The organism is Rhodanobacter sp. OK091, assembly GCF_900142825.1.
Taxonomy (GTDB): domain Bacteria; phylum Pseudomonadota; class Gammaproteobacteria; order Xanthomonadales; family Rhodanobacteraceae; genus Rhodanobacter.
In genome coordinates, this window is sequence record NZ_FRCH01000002.1 from 1 (window position 1) to 15,043 (window position 15,043).

Annotated in this window: 14 protein-coding genes; 4 read left to right on the plus strand and 10 right to left on the minus strand. The window is 65.6% G+C overall.

Features of this window, described 5'->3' with window-relative positions:
• Nucleotides 1-300: 300 nt before the first annotated feature.
• From BUA26_RS09580 to BUA26_RS09610, 7 genes are all read right to left on the minus strand, one after another.
• Entirely contained in the window at nt 301-1,029 is a 729-nt protein-coding gene (locus BUA26_RS09580; protein ID WP_072760261.1) for a UDP-2,3-diacylglucosamine diphosphatase, read from the minus strand.
• Between the two features lie 8 nt (nt 1,030-1,037).
• Nucleotides 1,038-1,760 (minus strand): peptidylprolyl isomerase, encoded by a 723-nt coding sequence (locus BUA26_RS09585; RefSeq protein WP_072760263.1) that lies wholly within the window; start codon nt 1,758-1,760, stop codon nt 1,038-1,040.
• An 85-nt stretch (nt 1,761-1,845) separates the two neighbouring features.
• Nucleotides 1,846-3,363, minus strand: a complete 1,518-nt coding sequence (locus BUA26_RS09590) for a Ppx/GppA phosphatase family protein (protein WP_072760265.1) — start codon at nt 3,361-3,363, stop codon at nt 1,846-1,848.
• Nucleotides 3,364-3,430: 67 nt separating this feature from the next.
• Nucleotides 3,431-5,524: a polyphosphate kinase 1 gene (gene ppk1 / locus BUA26_RS09595; RefSeq protein ID WP_072760266.1), complete on the minus strand. Its 2,094-nt coding sequence runs from the start codon at nt 5,522-5,524 to the stop codon at nt 3,431-3,433.
• Between the two features lie 48 nt (nt 5,525-5,572).
• Nucleotides 5,573-6,667, minus strand: a complete 1,095-nt coding sequence (gene phoR, locus BUA26_RS09600; RefSeq protein WP_255368371.1) for a phosphate regulon sensor histidine kinase PhoR — start codon at nt 6,665-6,667, stop codon at nt 5,573-5,575.
• A gap of 255 nt (nt 6,668-6,922) precedes the next feature.
• Nucleotides 6,923-7,612, minus strand: a complete 690-nt coding sequence (gene phoB, locus BUA26_RS09605) for a phosphate regulon transcriptional regulator PhoB (RefSeq protein WP_072761515.1) — start codon at nt 7,610-7,612, stop codon at nt 6,923-6,925.
• A gap of 90 nt (nt 7,613-7,702) precedes the next feature.
• On the minus strand, nt 7,703-9,427 hold the full coding sequence (locus BUA26_RS09610) for a M48 family metalloprotease (RefSeq protein ID WP_083572966.1): 1,725 nt from the start codon (nt 9,425-9,427) through the stop codon (nt 7,703-7,705).
• Between the two features lie 126 nt (nt 9,428-9,553).
• Between BUA26_RS09610 and grxC the strand changes: the two genes are divergently transcribed.
• The 4 genes from grxC to BUA26_RS09630 all read left to right on the plus strand — a co-directional run bounded on the left by grxC (nt 9,554) and on the right by BUA26_RS09630 (nt 12,757).
• The gene (gene grxC, locus BUA26_RS09615; protein WP_072760270.1) at nt 9,554-9,817 is read left to right on the plus strand and encodes a glutaredoxin 3; all 264 of its coding nucleotides are present in this window, start codon (nt 9,554-9,556) and stop codon (nt 9,815-9,817) included.
• Complete coding sequence (locus BUA26_RS09620) at nt 9,814-10,209, plus strand: carboxymuconolactone decarboxylase family protein (RefSeq protein ID WP_072760272.1); 396 nt, start codon at nt 9,814-9,816, stop codon at nt 10,207-10,209. Before grxC ends, BUA26_RS09620 begins: the two co-directional genes overlap by 4 nt.
• Nucleotides 10,210-10,438: 229 nt before the next feature.
• Nucleotides 10,439-11,452: an isocitrate dehydrogenase gene (locus BUA26_RS09625; RefSeq protein WP_072760274.1), complete on the plus strand. Its 1,014-nt coding sequence runs from the start codon at nt 10,439-10,441 to the stop codon at nt 11,450-11,452.
• Nucleotides 11,453-11,578: 126 nt separating this feature from the next.
• Nucleotides 11,579-12,757 carry a helix-turn-helix domain-containing protein gene (locus BUA26_RS09630; protein ID WP_072760276.1) on the plus strand — a complete coding sequence of 393 codons (1,179 nt, stop codon included), beginning with the start codon at nt 11,579-11,581 and terminating at the stop codon, nt 12,755-12,757.
• Here the strand turns inward: BUA26_RS09630 and BUA26_RS09635 are convergent.
• The 3 genes from BUA26_RS09635 to BUA26_RS09645 all read right to left on the minus strand — a co-directional run bounded on the left by BUA26_RS09635 (nt 12,720) and on the right by BUA26_RS09645 (nt 15,028).
• Nucleotides 12,720-14,111, minus strand: coding sequence for a serine hydrolase domain-containing protein (locus tag BUA26_RS09635; RefSeq protein ID WP_072760278.1), 1,392 nt, complete (start codon nt 14,109-14,111; stop codon nt 12,720-12,722). The two genes, BUA26_RS09630 and BUA26_RS09635, sit on opposite strands and share 38 nt — an antisense overlap.
• A gap of 125 nt (nt 14,112-14,236) precedes the next feature.
• A complete protein-coding gene (locus BUA26_RS20110) occupies nt 14,237-14,557 on the minus strand; it encodes a thiol-disulfide oxidoreductase DCC family protein (protein ID WP_143154245.1) in 321 nt (106 codons plus the stop codon).
• A 9-nt stretch (nt 14,558-14,566) separates the two neighbouring features.
• Nucleotides 14,567-15,028: a carboxymuconolactone decarboxylase family protein gene (locus BUA26_RS09645; protein ID WP_072760282.1), complete on the minus strand. Its 462-nt coding sequence runs from the start codon at nt 15,026-15,028 to the stop codon at nt 14,567-14,569.
• Between the last annotated feature and the right edge of the window lie 15 nt (nt 15,029-15,043).

Here is a 15,043-nt window from a genome sequence, read left to right on the forward strand (position 1 = left end):
GGCAAACTTTCGTGGCGTGAACCGGCGGGCCACGCCGCCGGGCCCTCCGCTTAGTTCACCTTGCGGCGCAGATAGTTCAGCAGGTCGATCCGGGTCGCGGAAACGCGTTTCATCGATACGCACATGCACCAGTGCGCCCGACTGGCTCGTAGCCGTCGATCACGGACGCGACACGTCTTACAGCCTGATACGTGTATGGGCGGTGAGCGCAGTTCGAACGGAGCGCCACAGCCAGAGCAGGTGCGTCATGCCAACCTTGCTAGGCGTAGCGGTCAACCCTGGAGCATGGCGCGATGTGCGCTATCCGACCGCCAGTCCGCGCAATTCAGCGCCGTCGTCGCCTACCCGCAACACCGATCCCTGCTCATACCAGTCTCCCAGTACGATCCGCTCGGCTGCTTTTCCATCCAGCATGAACGCATGTACCGCCGGCCGGTGCGTATGGCCATGAATCAGCCGCGTCACGCCGGCCTTGCGCATGGCCTGGGCCACTGCATCCCCGTTCACGTCCATGATGCTTTCCATGGTGCTGCCGGTATGCGCTTTGCTGTCTTCACGCGCCTTCGCGGCGAACGTGCGGCGCGCTTCCAGCGGCATCGACAGGATCTGCTTCTGCCATTCGGGGTTGCGTACCTGCCGGCGCACGGCCTGGTAGGCGACGTCATCGGTGCACAGCACGTCGCCATGCATGAGCAGGGTCGGGCGCCCCTGGATCTCGTGCACGGTGCCGTCGTCGAGCAGGGTCATGCCGGCACGTTCGGCGAACGCCTGACCCAGCAGGAAGTCGCGATTGCCGACCATGAAATACACCGGCACGCCGGCGTCGCGCACGGCGCGAGTGGCGGCCGCAATGCGTTGCGGCAGTTCGGCGTCGTCGTCATCACCTAGCCATGCCTCGACCAGATCGCCCAGGATGTATAGCGCGTCGGCGTGACGAACCTCGTTGCTGGCCAGATAGTTCTCGAACAGCTCGGTGATACGCGGCCGGCTGGGATCCAGGTGCAGGTCGGAGATGAACAGGGTGGACATAGGGACGATCAACCGTTGCCGGCGGGTTTGGCCGCTTTTCTGACCTTTTTGGTCGCCGGTTTGGCGGGCGCCGGTGCGGCCTTGGGAGGTGTTGCCGTGCTGCTGGCCGGGGTCGGAGTTTCCTCGCCGACGACGTGGGCACTTTCGATCAGCACCAGTGGATCGGGTACGTCACCAGCGAATGGACCCAGCGCGCGGGTAGGCAGAGCAGCGATCTTGTCGACCACGTCCATGCCCTTGATCACTTTGCCGAACACGGCATAGCCCCAGGTCAGGCCGCTCTGGTTGCCGACGAAATCGAGCCGGCGATTGTCGACCAGGTTGAAGAAGAATTGCGCAGTGCCGGAATTCGGGTCGGCACCGCGGGCGACCGCTACAGTGCCGCGCAGATTGGACAAGCCGTTGTCCGCCTCGCTGGACACGGCCGGTCGCGTACGCCTTGGCTGCAGGTCGCGCGTATACAGGCCGCCCTGCACCAGATAGCCGGGAATAGCCCGGTGCAACAAGGTGCCGTCGTAAAAGCCGTCGCGCACGTATTGCAGGAAATTCGCCACGCTTTTCGGCGCCTTGTCCGGGTACAGCTCCAGCGTGATCTCGCCCTGCGAGGTGCGTAGCAGCACCTGCGGCGGCGGTGTGGCGGCAGCGGCGGCTGGCGGCGCCGGCTTGGCGGTTTGTGCCGTCAGCGTCAGCGGCAGGATCAGGAGCAGCGTGGCGAGTAGGGATTTCAACATGGGCGTCAAACAGTTTGGGCGTCCGCGCATGATACGCGGCCGCGACGTGGCCTGGTTTGCCGGCTTGGCGCGATCAGCGGTGCCATCAGCTGCTGCTGATATCCAGCTTCAGGCCCAGCTCGGTCATCGGCGCCTGCTCCTGCTGCAGGTCGGCCTCGGTGAGTGGATGCTGCTCCAGCCAGGCCAGCGGCAGGGTCAGGCGCAACGATTTGCTGCTGGCGGCGAGCCGCATCTGCGGCAGCGACTCGGCCCGACGGGCACGCCGGAACAGCACAGCCAGGCGCAGCAGCGCGGTGGTATAGCGGACCAGCTGGCGGTAGCGCTGCGGCAGTGTGGCTACCCTCGTCTTGTCCGGTTTGCGTCGGTGCATTTCGACTACCGCGGCCAGCAGCTCCTGTTCCTGTCGCGAGAAGCCGGCCAGGTCGGCATGGCGCAGGATGTAGGCGCCGTGATGGTGATGCTGGCTGTGCGCGATGGCGAGGCCGATTTCATGCACACGCGAAGCCCACGACAACCACTCGCGGGCGTCGGCGTCCAGCTTCCACGCGCGCGCGACCTGGTCGAACAGCATCAGAGCCGTCGATTCCACCCGGCGCGCCTGGGCACGGTCCACGCCGTAGCGGGTGGCCAAGGCGTCGATGCTGGCGGTGCGCGGATCGCTGCCGCCGGCGCGGCCGAGCAGATCCCACAGCAGGCCTTCGCGCATCGAGCTTTCGCACACGCGCAGCCGCTCGATGCCCAGTGCGGCGAAGGCCGCTTCAAAGATCACCACGCCACCGGCGATCACCGGCGCGCGATCCTCGATCAGGCCAGGCAGCTTGAGCGTACTGATCGAACCCTGCTCGATCAGCGCGTCGCGCAGCGCAGCGAGCGATGCAGGGGTGATGCCGTCGTCGGAAAAATTCATCGCCTGCACGACCGCGCCGATCGACTTGGCGGTGCCGGAGGAGCCGTACGCATCCTGCCAGCCGGATTCGCGGTAGTCCTCGGCAAACTGCTGCAGCAACACACCGATTTCACTGCGCGCGCGCTGCCAGCGTTTGCGGGTGAGCTTGCCGCCCGGGAAGAAACGCAAGGTCGAGGCGATGCAGCCGGCTTGAACGCTTTCGGTGTGGAGTGGGGCTACGCCGCGGCCGATGATGAATTCGGTGCTGCCGCCGCCGACGTCGATCACCAGCCGCGGTTCGCGCGAGGCGGGCAGGTCGTGGGCGGCGCCAAGAAAGATCAGGCGGCCTTCCTCGCGGCCGGATACCACCTCGACCGGATGCCCCAGCGCGGCCTCCGCGGCGGTCAGAAACACGTGCGGCGAGGCCAGCCGGCGCACGGTATTGGTGGCCACCGCGCGCACCCGGATCGAGGGCAGCCCGGCGATGCGCTGGCCGAAACGGGCGAGGCAGGCCATGGCACGGGCGCGCCGTTCGGCGTCCAGCGTGCCGTCGGCGCGCAGGCCGGCGGCCAGACGCACGGTGTCGCGCAGGCGGTCGATCACCCGCGGTTCGCCGTGTTCCATGCGCGCCACCACCATGTGGAAGCTGTTCGAGCCCATGTCCACGGCGGCGATCAGCTCGCCATCGCGGATCGGTGTCTGTTCGGCTGGACTCACTCCCACGCTCCCGCAACGACGAAGCGCGAATTCTCGCATGGGTGCGTGAGGCGGATGCGAAGCCGGCTCACTGGCAGAACCTGTCGAGCAGGCCTTGCTGGGCGTTGTACGGTGGATTCTCGCCAGGCTCCGCGTGCACGTAGCGGCCGTCGCTGCCGAGCAGCCAGGCCTGGGTGTTGTCGGCCAGCCCGTTGGCCAGGGTTTCCTCGAATACCCGTGCGGCCAGCTCGGGATCGAGGATGGGGAAGGCCACCTCGATCCGTCGCATCAGGTTGCGCTCCATCCAGTCGGCGCTGGCGCAATACAGTTCCGCGTCACCGTCGTTGGCAAACCAGTACACGCGGCTGTGTTCGAGAAAACGGCCGACGATCGAGCGCACGCGGATGCGCTCGGAGATGCCAGGCAGACCGGGGCGCAACGTACATGCGCCGCGCACGATCAGGTCGATCTCCACGCCTGTCTGCGAGGCGCGGTACAACGCCTCGATCACGTGGGCCTCGTTCAGCGCATTGAGCTTGGCCACGATGCGCGCGGGCCGCCCGGCCTTGGCGTGCGCGATCTCGCGCTCGATCTTGGCGAGCACGCTCGGGTACAGCGTAAACGGCGAATGCAGCAGCCGCTTCAGCTCGATCATCGGCCCGAGCCCGGACAACTGCTGGAAGACTTTGTGCAGGTCCTCGCCGATCTCGGGGTTCGCCGTCATCAGGCCGATGTCGGTATACATGCGACTGTTGGCCTGGTGGTAATTGCCGGTGGACAGATGCACGTAGCGGCGCAGCGTCTCGCCCTCCCGTCGCACGATCAGCATCATCTTGGCGTGGGTCTTGTAGCCGACCACGCCGTAGACCACTTGCACGCCGGCCTCCTGCAGCCGGGTGGCGAGGCGGATATTGGCCTCTTCGTCGAAACGCGCGCGCAGCTCGATCACCACGGTGACGTCCTTGCCGTTGCGGGCCGCCTCCACCAGCAGCCCGACCAGCGGGGTGTCCTCGCCAGCGCGATACAAGGTCTGCTTGATCGCCAGCACCTGCGGATCGGCGGTGGCCTGGCGCAGCAGATCGATCACCGCGGCGAAGCTCTGGTAGGGATGGTGCAGCAGCACGTCGCGCTGGCCGATCAGGTCGAACTTGTTGCGGTTGCTTTCCAGCGCCGGAGGCAGCTGCGAATTGAAACGGGGGAACTTCAGCTCCGGCCGATCCAGCCAGTCGTAGATCAGCCCGGCACGGATGATGTTGACCGGTCCGTCGCAGCGATACACGTCGGTTTCTTCCAGTTGGAAGTTCTCGATCAGCATGGCGGTGATCGCCTTCGGGCAATCGTTGGCGATTTCCAGCCGCACCGGCCTCGCGTAGCCGCGACCGATCAATTCTTCGCTGAGCGCAAGCGCGAGGTTCTCCACCTCGGCTTCCTCGACGATCAGCTCGCTGTTGCGGGTGACCCGGAACTGGTACGAACCGACCACCTTGAGGCCGGGAAACATCAGGTCGACGAACGCCTGCAGCAGTTCGGCCAGGAACACGAAATGCTCGCCCGGGCCGCTGACTTCGGCCGGCACGCGGATGATGCGCGGCAGCGAACGCGGCGCGCGTACCAGCGCCATATGGCCTTCGTGCCCGAACGCGTCGCGGCCCTTCAGCACCACCGCGATATTCAGCGTCTTGTTGAGGATGCGCGGAAACGGATGCGCCGGATCCAGTCCCAGCGGCGAGAGCACAGGCAGCACTTCGTGTTCGAAGTAACCCTGCAGCCAGCGGCGCTGGCGCGGCGTCCAGCGCTTGCGGGTGAGGATGTGAATCTGCTCGGCATCGAGCTGCGGGCTGATCTGTTCCTGCCAGGCGGCATATTGCTCGGCGACCAGGTCCAGCACCCGGGTGCGTATCCGCGCCAGCAATTCGCCGGAGGGAATGCCGTCCGGTCCCGGTGCGGCCGAGCCGTAGGCATGATGGTGTTTGAGCATCGCCACCCGCACCTCGAAGAATTCATCGAGGTTGTTGGCCACGATGCTGAGGTAGCGCAACCGTTCCAGCAGCGGTACGGCGGGGTCGCGCGCCATCGCCAGTACGCGGAAGTTGAATTCCAGCGCGGCCAGCTCGCGGCTGAGGTAGAGGCCCGGGGCACTCAGGTCGGGTTCGCTGGGCAGGGCAGGCGATGGATGATGCATGCCTCATTCTGGCCCATGGCGCCCGCCAAGGAAACGCCGTCGCGGGTCTTAGCCGTCGTCACTGCCACCGGGAGTCAGCAAGCGTGCATGACCGAAATGGCAGGCGAAGGTGGAGCCGACACCCGGCGCACTCTCGATCTGCAACTGCGCCTGATGCAGGTTGAGCACATGCTTGACGATCGACAGCCCCAGCCCGGTGCCGCCACTGTCGCGCGATCGGCTGGAAGATATCCGGTAGAAACGTTCGGTAAGCCGGGCCAGATGCGTGGCCGGGATGCCGAAGCCGGTATCGCTGACCGAATACACCGCGCCGCCGGGTTCGCGCTGCCAGCGGATCGTGATAGTGCCGCCGGCCGGCGTGTAGCGCACCGCGTTGCTGACCAGGTTGGACAGCGCGCTGTGCAAGTCCTTCGGCGAACCGAGCAGGTCCGCCTCGGCGCTGGATTCGAGCAGGATACGGTGACGCCCCTGACTGAGCGCATCGGCTTCCTTGCGCACCGTCGCCAGCAGCGACGCCATCGGCACCCGTTCATCGGCGATCTGATGCTGGGTTTCCAGCCGCGACAAGGTCAGCAGGTCCTCGACGATCTGGCCCATGCGTTTTGACTGCGCGCGCATCTCGCCCAGCACCGGCGCCAGTTCGGGTACGTCTTCGGGATCGATCAGTTCGAGATAGCCGTGGATCACCGTCAGCGGCGTGCGCAATTCGTGCGAGACATTCGCCACGAAGTCGCGGCGGATCTGTTCGAGCCGGTTCAGATGGCTGATGTCGCGCGCCAGCAGCAATTGTTCGTGGTCGCCGAACGGCAGCATGCTGACATTGAGCTGGCTGTCCGCCTGCCCAGGTGCGGTCGCGTCGTTGAGCGGCTCCAGCGCACCATCGCGCAACCAGCCGGCCAATTCGGAGTCGGCCATCCGCTGCTGCAGCAACACGCCGCGGTCCTGTGGCCGGCGCAGCCCCAACAGGCTTTCGGCGGCGTGGTTGAACCAGCGTATCTGTTGTTGCTGGTCGATCAGCACCACCGCATCCGGCAACTGGCTGGCGGCGTTGCGCAGATCGCGCAGATTGGCGGCAAGGCGTCGGGAACGCGTCATGAAACGGTCATGCTGGAGAGGGCTGACGGCAGCCGGTGCGGGCATCATGGGCAGCGTTTGATGACGGATCCGAGTCAGCAGCAAGACGACTTCGGCCAGTGCGACCAGCGCAACGCCTGTGGCGACATGCCCCCCGGCGAACCAGCCCAATACGGCGCCGACGAACACGGCGGCCGCGAGGGCAGCAGGCAATTTCCAGGAAGACGTTGCAGGCTGGGTCATTCGGGTGTGGCGCCGCAGCGCTTGGAGGGCAAGGCGCCAGCATCGGTAAAAGCCGGCGCCACCGCAAGCACACCGGCCGGATCAGACGCTGGTCGAGAAGCGGTAGCCGGTGCCGCGCACGGTCTGCACCAGATCGTCGAGCTTCCACGGTTCCAGCGTCTTGCGCAGGCGCCGAATGTGCACGTCGACGGTGCGCTCCTCCACGTACACGCTGCCGCCCCAGACATGGTCGAGCAGTTGCGTGCGCGAATAGACGCGCTCGGCATGGGTCATGAAGAAATACAGCAGGCGGTATTCGGTCGGCCCGATCGGCACCGGTTCATCGCCGGCAAACACGCGGTGCGCCGGGCCGTCGATGCGCAAGGTGCCGGCCTCGACCATGCCGGAGCCATCGTCGCCGTGACTGCGCCGCAGCACGGCCTTGATCCGTGCGATCAGCTCGCGGGTCGAAAACGGCTTGACCACGTAATCGTCGACACCGGCTTCCAGTCCATTGACGCGATCCATTTCCTCGCCACGCGCGGTCAGCATGATGATCGGGATCTCGCGGCTGAGCTCTTCCTTGCGCAGGCGCCGGGCCAGTTCCAACCCGCTGGTGCCGGGAAGCATCCAGTCCAGCAGAATCAGGTCGGGCACTTGCTCGGCGATCGCCAACTGGGCTGCACGGGCATCTGCCGCCTGCATCGCGTCCATGCCGGCCTTGCGCAGGGCAAAGGCGATCATTTCGCGAATCGAGGTCTCGTCTTCAACGATCAGAATGCGTTTGTGCACGCCGTGGTCTGCCAATGGCTTATGACGGGGATATTGCAACGGATGAATGTTACGCGTCGATGACACGGGTCAGTGTGACCGGTTCGATGCTCACTGATGCGGGTAGGCGTCGAATGGCGTTGCGCCGGAGTCCGTGCCGGCCGGGCCGGCGCTGACGCCGAAGCACAGCCGCCCGCTGCAATGGTCGTGCGGCTGCAGTTGTTGCTTGCCGTCGGGGTTGTCGTCGGTCTGGATCTTGCGCTTGTGCAGCTCCAGCACCAGCGGAGTCAGTTCGGCGATGCGCGCCTGGATGCGCACACGGGCGTAGTAATCCAGGTCGTCTCGCTTGAGCAGGCGCTTGAGCTGCTCCATCGCGTCGAACGGGCGGCCGGAGTAGTAGCTGGCATCCGCAAAGGCCTCGCCGGCGCGCACGCTGTCACCGGCCTTGTCGCTAGCGCGGGCATAGGTGCTGTAGATTTCCGGCTCGCTGGCATTGTCCAGCAGCGGCCGCAGCAGATTGGCGGCTTGGCGCGCCTGCTCCTTGTCGCCCTCGACGGTCAGTGCCTTGGCGTAAGCAAGCGCTACCGCGCGGTTGCGCGGCGACTGTGTATTGAGCGTGTTGTAGAGGGCCAGCGCGGCACCCCGCTGGCCGGCCTGCAGGCGGGCATCGGCCAGCGCCAGCTTCAGGATCAGGGTGTCCGGCGCGGACTGCAGCAAGGGCTGCAGCTGGTCGATCGCCTGCGCGCCGCGGCCGCTGCGGGTGAGCGCCAGCGCATAGCCATAGCGGTTCGCCGGTGTGTCGAAGCCACGCTGGTGCTGCAGGCTGGAGCTGTAGTAGATGGCCAGCTTGGGGGCATCGCCGGCCAGCACGCGCACACGTTCGCGCATCAGCGCATAGGTATCCAGCTTGCCGTCTTTTGCTGCCGGTATCAGTGCGCTGGGGTCTTTCACGAACAACATCGGCGCCGTGCTCTTTTCCCACTGCAGTTTGTCCATGGTAGAGCCGGACGGGCGCAGCTTCTGCGCAGCGATCAGCGCGCCAGCGCGCGCCTTGGCGTCGCTGATGCGCATGGTCGTCACCGGGTGGGTCTGCAGCAGGGCCGGCACGTCCTCGCCACCGGCGCCGGCGCTCATGGCGTCTTCCATGCGCTCGAAAAAATTGGCCATCGCGTTCGGGTCGAAACCGGCATTGGCCAGCGTCTGGATGCCGACGCGGTCGGCTTCGACCTCGTCCTTGCGGGTGAAATTGATCGACTTCTGCGCGATCAGGCCCTGACCGCCAGCGAGCACCGCCATCGGCGCATCGCCGCTGTGGCCGCCGGCACCGGCGGCAATGGCGCCCAGCAGGACCAGCGCCATCAACGGCGCATCCTTCTTCGAGTCCTCGAACGCACGCTGCAAGTGGTTTTGCGTAATGTGGCCGATCTCGTGCGCCATCACGCCGGCCAGCTCGCTTTCGTCCTGGGTGATCGTGAGCAGCCCGGAATTCACCGCGATATATCCGCCGGGTGCCGCGAATGCGTTGATCTCCGGATCCTTGACCACGATGAACGCGTAGTGGTCTTTCGGCTTGTCGCAATGGGCGACCAGGCGAAAGCCGAGATCGTTGATGTAGTCGTCCAGCAACGGATCGTCTACCACCATGTCGAGCGCGCGCATCTGGCGCAGCATCGAGGCGCCGTAATCCTGCGCTTCCTGCGGCGAGATCAGCGCGTTCGCGGAGCTTCCAAGGTCCGGCAGCCGCACGTCCTGCTGGGCGCCGGCGGTGCAGGCCAGTGCGGCGCAGATCAGGGCCGTCAGCAGACGCGGAGCGGGTCGTCGTGGTGTCATGGTCATCGGTGGGAGACAATAGCACTGTGACCGTGGTTCGCCGCTTCGGTTCAGTCTGGCCGGGCCGCTTGAGCTGGTGTCGGTCCGGCCCCATTTGATGGCGGTCCTTTCCCTAAAGTGCGGAGTGTTGTGATGTCCAAGATCGAGGTCTATTCCACGGCGGTGTGCCCTTACTGCGTGGCGGCCAAGAACCTGCTCAAATCGAAGGGACTGGAGTGGAGCGAGGTACGCGTGGATACCGATCCGGCCCAGCGCGACGCGATGCTGGCGCGCAGCGGCGGACACCGCACCGTGCCGCAGATCTTCATCAACGACCAGTTCTTGGGGGGCTACGACGATCTGGTCGCGGCCGACCGCAGCGGCAAGTTGACGCAGTTGCTGGGGCAGACTGCATGAGCGACAAGCTCGCCGAATTCACCGCGTTCCGCCAGCGCATGAACGAACGCATTCTGGCCGAAGACAATCAGGTGGTGCGGCGCTTCTTCGCGCTGGACACGCAGACCTACAAGGCCGGCGCGCTGGACGTGAAGACCAAGGAGATGCTCGGCCTGGTCGCCTCGCTGGTGCTGCGCTGCGATGACTGCATCAGCTATCACGTCGCGCAGTGCAAGGACGCCGGTGTCGAGCGCGATGCGTTCTTCGAGGTATTCAGTGTGGGTCTGGTGGTGGGCGGGTCGATCGTGATCCCGCATCTGCGCCGGGCGGTGGATCTGCTCGACCAGCTCGAATCGGGTGCCGGCAACGATACGGCCGCCTGCGCCGATCACGTCGGCATCGATCCAATTTGAAGCTGGCCACGTCGACGAAATAGCCGCAGACGAGCGTCCCTCTGGCGCGAACGTCTGCGGTTTTTTGCAATGCTGCGTACGAGTATTTGCAACGGCTGGCGAGGCCTTCGCCCTGTTCGCATGGCGTAGCATCGGGGATAATTGACAAGTTTCGGCACGTGCCCGGTTTTATTTGGCGCTCCCCCTCTGCACTTGCCGCTTGTCAGTTTCAGTTATCAGGAGTTCCCCCATGAGCAAGACAATTGCCGTGATCCCCGGCGACGGCATCGGCCCGGAGATCATGACTGCCACGCTGCGCGTGCTCGACGCGCTGGATTGCGGTCTGAGCTACGACTTTGTCGATGCCGGCATGGCCGCGCTGGAAAAACACGGCGAGCTGCTCCCGCAGGCGACGTTGGACAAGATTGCCGAACACAAGGTGGCACTGAAAGGTCCGTTGACCACCCCGATCGGCGAAGGCTTCACCTCGATCAATGTGACCTTGCGCCGGCATTTCGATCTGTACGCGAATGTACGCCCAGCGGTGAGTTTTCCCGGCACCAAGTCGCGTTACGAAAACATCGACATCATCACGGTGCGCGAGAACACCGAAGGTGCGTACCTTTCCGAAGGGCAGACGCTGTCCGAGGATGGCGAGACCGCCATCTCGATGATCCGCAATACCCGCACGGGCGGCACCCGCATCGTGCGCTACGCGTTCGAGCTGGCAGTGAAGAAGGGACGCAGGAAAGTCACCGCGGTGCACAAGGCGAACATCCTCAAGACCAGCTCCGGGCTGTTCCTCAATGTGGCGCGCGAGATTGCGAAGGAATACCCGCAGATCGAGTTCAACGAGATGATCGTGGACAACACCTGCATGCAGCTGGTGATGAACCCGCAGCAGTTCGACGTGATCGTCACCACCAATCTGTTCGGCGACATCCTGTCCGACCTGTGCGCCGGCCTGGTCGGCGGCCTGGGTCTGGCGCCGGGCGACAACATCGGCACCACGGCGGCCATCTTCGAAGCGGTGCACGGTTCGGCGCCGGATATTGCGGGCAAGGGCATCGCCAATCCATGCGCGCTGCTGCTGGCTGCTGCCGACATGCTCGACTATCTGGACATGGTGGCCAAGGGTGACCGCTTGCGTCAGGCGATCCGCGACACCATGACGAACGATCGCGACAGCGTGACGCCGGACCTGGGTGGCAAGGGCAGCACGAGCAGCTTTGCCGACGCGATCGTGAAGCGCCTCGCGGCCTGACCGGGGACACGGGCTGCCCTCCGATGTCCTGAAAGCCGCGGTCGCTTCGCGGCTTTTTTTGTTGGATCGACACGGATCAAGCGGCTAGGCTTCCGGCCATAACCAAGCGACCGCCGGAATTCGTCGATGCCATCACAGGTGATCCCCAACCAGGCCTACGTGTTCTGGGTATTCGTCTACATCGCCGCTGCGGTGCAAGCCGTGCTGCTGGCGCTGGCGTTGTGGCGGCGGCCGGTCAACACCGAGGCGAACCGGGTGCTGTCGGTGTGGGTCGCGCTGACCGGCGTGGATCTGCTGGTCAAGGCGGTGTACTGGAACTCGTTGTCGCCGGAGTGGTTCAGGGCGTACCGCTTTGTTGCACTGTTTCCGTTCCTCTACGGCAGCTTGTTCTACGTCTATGTGCGTGCGCTGATCGAGGCCCGGGCGTTTCGCCTGCGCGATGGCGTTCACCTGCTCGGCTTCGGCGTGATGCTGGCACTGAATGCGCATGTGCTGCTGATGAGCGACCAGCAGATGCAGGCGCTGTCGGCGCGCTGGGTGGCGGGCGAAAAAACCATAGGCTCGTGGTTCGACGTTCCTCTGTTCGCCTACAGCTTGTCGTACGTGGCGGCCGCGCTGATGCGTGTGCACCGCTATCGCCGCCGGCTGCGCGAGCGCCGCTCGGATGCCGACCGCATGTCGCTGCGCTGGATCGACGTGATGGCAGCTTGCCAGGTCGTCATCTGGATCATCGCCATCACGCAGTGGCTGGCAACGCTGCCGGGCATCGACTACCGCCTGCTGTTCGGCGCGATAGCCGCGTGGGTGTGCGTGATGGGGTGGCTCAGCCTGAACCAGGCGCCAGTGGCGAGCGAACCGGTCGCACTGGTCGAGGAAGCGGAGCGGCCTGAGACGACGGATCCTGACGACGCGCGTTTCCCCGCGGTGGAGACGCGGCTGGCGCAGCTGATGCTGGGCGGCGATGCGCTCTATCGCGAACCGGCGCTCACCATCGGGCAGGTGGCGAAGCGCAGCGGTTACCCCGAATACCTGGTGTCGGCGGTGATCAACCGGCGCTTCGGCGGTACGTTCTGGGATTACATCAACCGCCTCCGGGTCGAGGCAGTGCGCGCGCGCCTGGCCGATCGCGGCGATACGCGCACTATCCTCGACATCGCCTACGACTGCGGCTTCACCTCGAAGTCCACTTTCAATGCCGCGTTCAAGCGGCAGGTGGGCGAGACGCCCAGCAGCTACCGCAAGCTGGGCGCATCGCGGCAGCCGGCGGTCATGCCCGCGCCGGCCGATGATGCAGGGCGTCGATGACCGCGGCGACCAGGTCCTCGATGCCGGTACCGTAGTCGAGCGAGATGCCCATGCGCACCACCACCAGGTGCTCTGACGGCACGATCACCACGTATTGCCCCAGCGCACCGCGTGCGTAGTACATGTCTTTCGGCAACTGCGGCATGCCCCATGGCGCGTTCCACACCGGCACGCGGCTGCTGTTCACCAGATTGGTCCAGAAGCCGGCGCCGTAGCCGGTGTCCAACGTCTGCGAGCGGCTGTAGTCGACCCAGCCTTCGGGCAGGATGCGCCGACCGTCGACGACGCCGTCGTCGAGATAGAGCTGGCCGAACCGGGCGAAGTCGCGGGCCGAAGCATAGACGCTGCCCGAACCGATCGGCGTGCCGGTGGCGTCGGTCTCGATCACTGCGCTGCGCATGCCCAGCGGTGCAAACAGTTCGCGCCGCACGAAGCGTTCGGCGTCGACAGCGCTGCCGCCGGCCGCATCGCGGACGATGCGCGAGGCCAGCACGTAGCCGAGATTGCTGTAGCCCCAGGCGGTGCCGGGCCGGTGTGCCAGCGGCATCCGCGCCGCATACCCGGCCATGTCGCGCTCGAGGAACTGCATGCGGGTCATCGGGCTGATCCCGTCGTCGGTTTCGTCGAACGGCAGGCCGCTGTCCATGCGCAGCAGCTGGTCGATGGTGATGGTGTGATGCGGGTCGGCCGGCGAGCGCCAAGCGGCGATCGGGGCCGGCTGGCCCAGCTGCAGCTTGCCCTGGCGCACCAGGATGCCGATCAGCGCGCTGGTGACCGACTTCGATAGGGAGTGTCCCCAGATCGGCGTATCCGTTCCGTAGCCCGGAGCGTAGCGCTCGGCGATCAGCTGGCCGTCGTGCACCACCACCACAGCCTTGGTCAACCGCGGATGGGCCGGGTCGGGTTCGGCGAAGGCGCGATCGAGCGCGCGGCGGATCGCCGGGTCGGCCGGTTCGACGATGTTCGCCGGGTAGCTGCCGGCGATCGGGGCAGGCTTGAAGCCGGCCGCTTCGGGTACCGCGTTGTCGCCGTGTACAAGCAGGCAGCCGAGTCCTTCGCGATACACCGCCCGCGCGGTGAAGTCGCCGAATACCGAGGTGCGCACTTCGCGCCTGGCGTGGTCCACCTCGTAGTGGATCGCCCCGCCGATGCTGCGCATCAGCGGCAGTTGCTCCTCGGCGAACGTGCGTCCGGGGTCGAGCTTTGACAGGAATGCGGTGGCGCACAGCGAGTGGCTGATCGAGCCGGTAGCAGTGTGGAACAGATTCTTGCCGACGGTGCCGATCCAGATGGCGGCGGCAAGCAGGAAGACGAACAGGATGACGAGGGTGGTTTTCAGCAAGCGCAAGGCCATGGTGGTCTGCCGGGTCGGGTTGTCGGGGCGGCCAGCATGGGGAACGCGGGCATCGGCGATCGTCCGAACCGGCGGAATCGTACGGTGCCGAAGGCCATACGAGTGCGATCCAGCCGGTTCGGACGTCAGTCCAGTGCGCAAGCGGCACCGGCGCAGCCGCAGAACTCGCGTTCGACGCGGCGCCGCAGCGCGGGAACTCGCAATAACGGCAATAGCGGCCAGTAGGCAGGGATCTGCCGGCACAGCAAGGTGAACCCCGCGGCGCCGCGCAGCGTCGTGCCGCGGCGCAGGTCCTGCACCACGACTTCGCCAAGACGCATCGGACCCACGGGCGAAACGCCCGTGGAATCCTCGAAGCGGTGCAGCCAGTCCAGCCGGCGATGCCACCGCGCGAAGCGGGCACATCGGGCGCAGCGGGGGTGGCGGTACAGACGGACGGTTGCCATGGCCGCCCCTCAGCCGTGCTTGCCGACCTTGTAGCTGCCACCGATGGTGCGCGCAGCGATGTTGAGCCGGTTGAAGCTGTTGATCACGCCGACCAGCAAGGTCAGGTCGACCAGTGCATCTTCGTCGAAGTGCTGGCGGGCCTGTTCGTAAAGCGCATCGGAGACCGCCTCGTGTGAGGTCAGCTCAGTCAATTCCTCGGTCCAGGCCAAGGCGATGCGTTCGCGCTCGCTGAACAGCGCGGTCTCGCGCCAGGCAGGCAGTACGTACAGGCGCTGCTCGGTTTCGCCAGCGGCGCGGGCATCCTTGCTGTGCATGTCCAGGCAGTAAGCACAGCCGTTGATCTGCGAGGCACGCATCAACACCAGCTCCATCAGGGCCGGTTCCAGGCGGCCAGCGGTGCGGATGTTCTTGCCGAGGGTGACCAGCGGCATCATGGCTTGATAGTGGGGTTCGAGAGCGAAACGCGACATGGGAAGGTTCCTTAA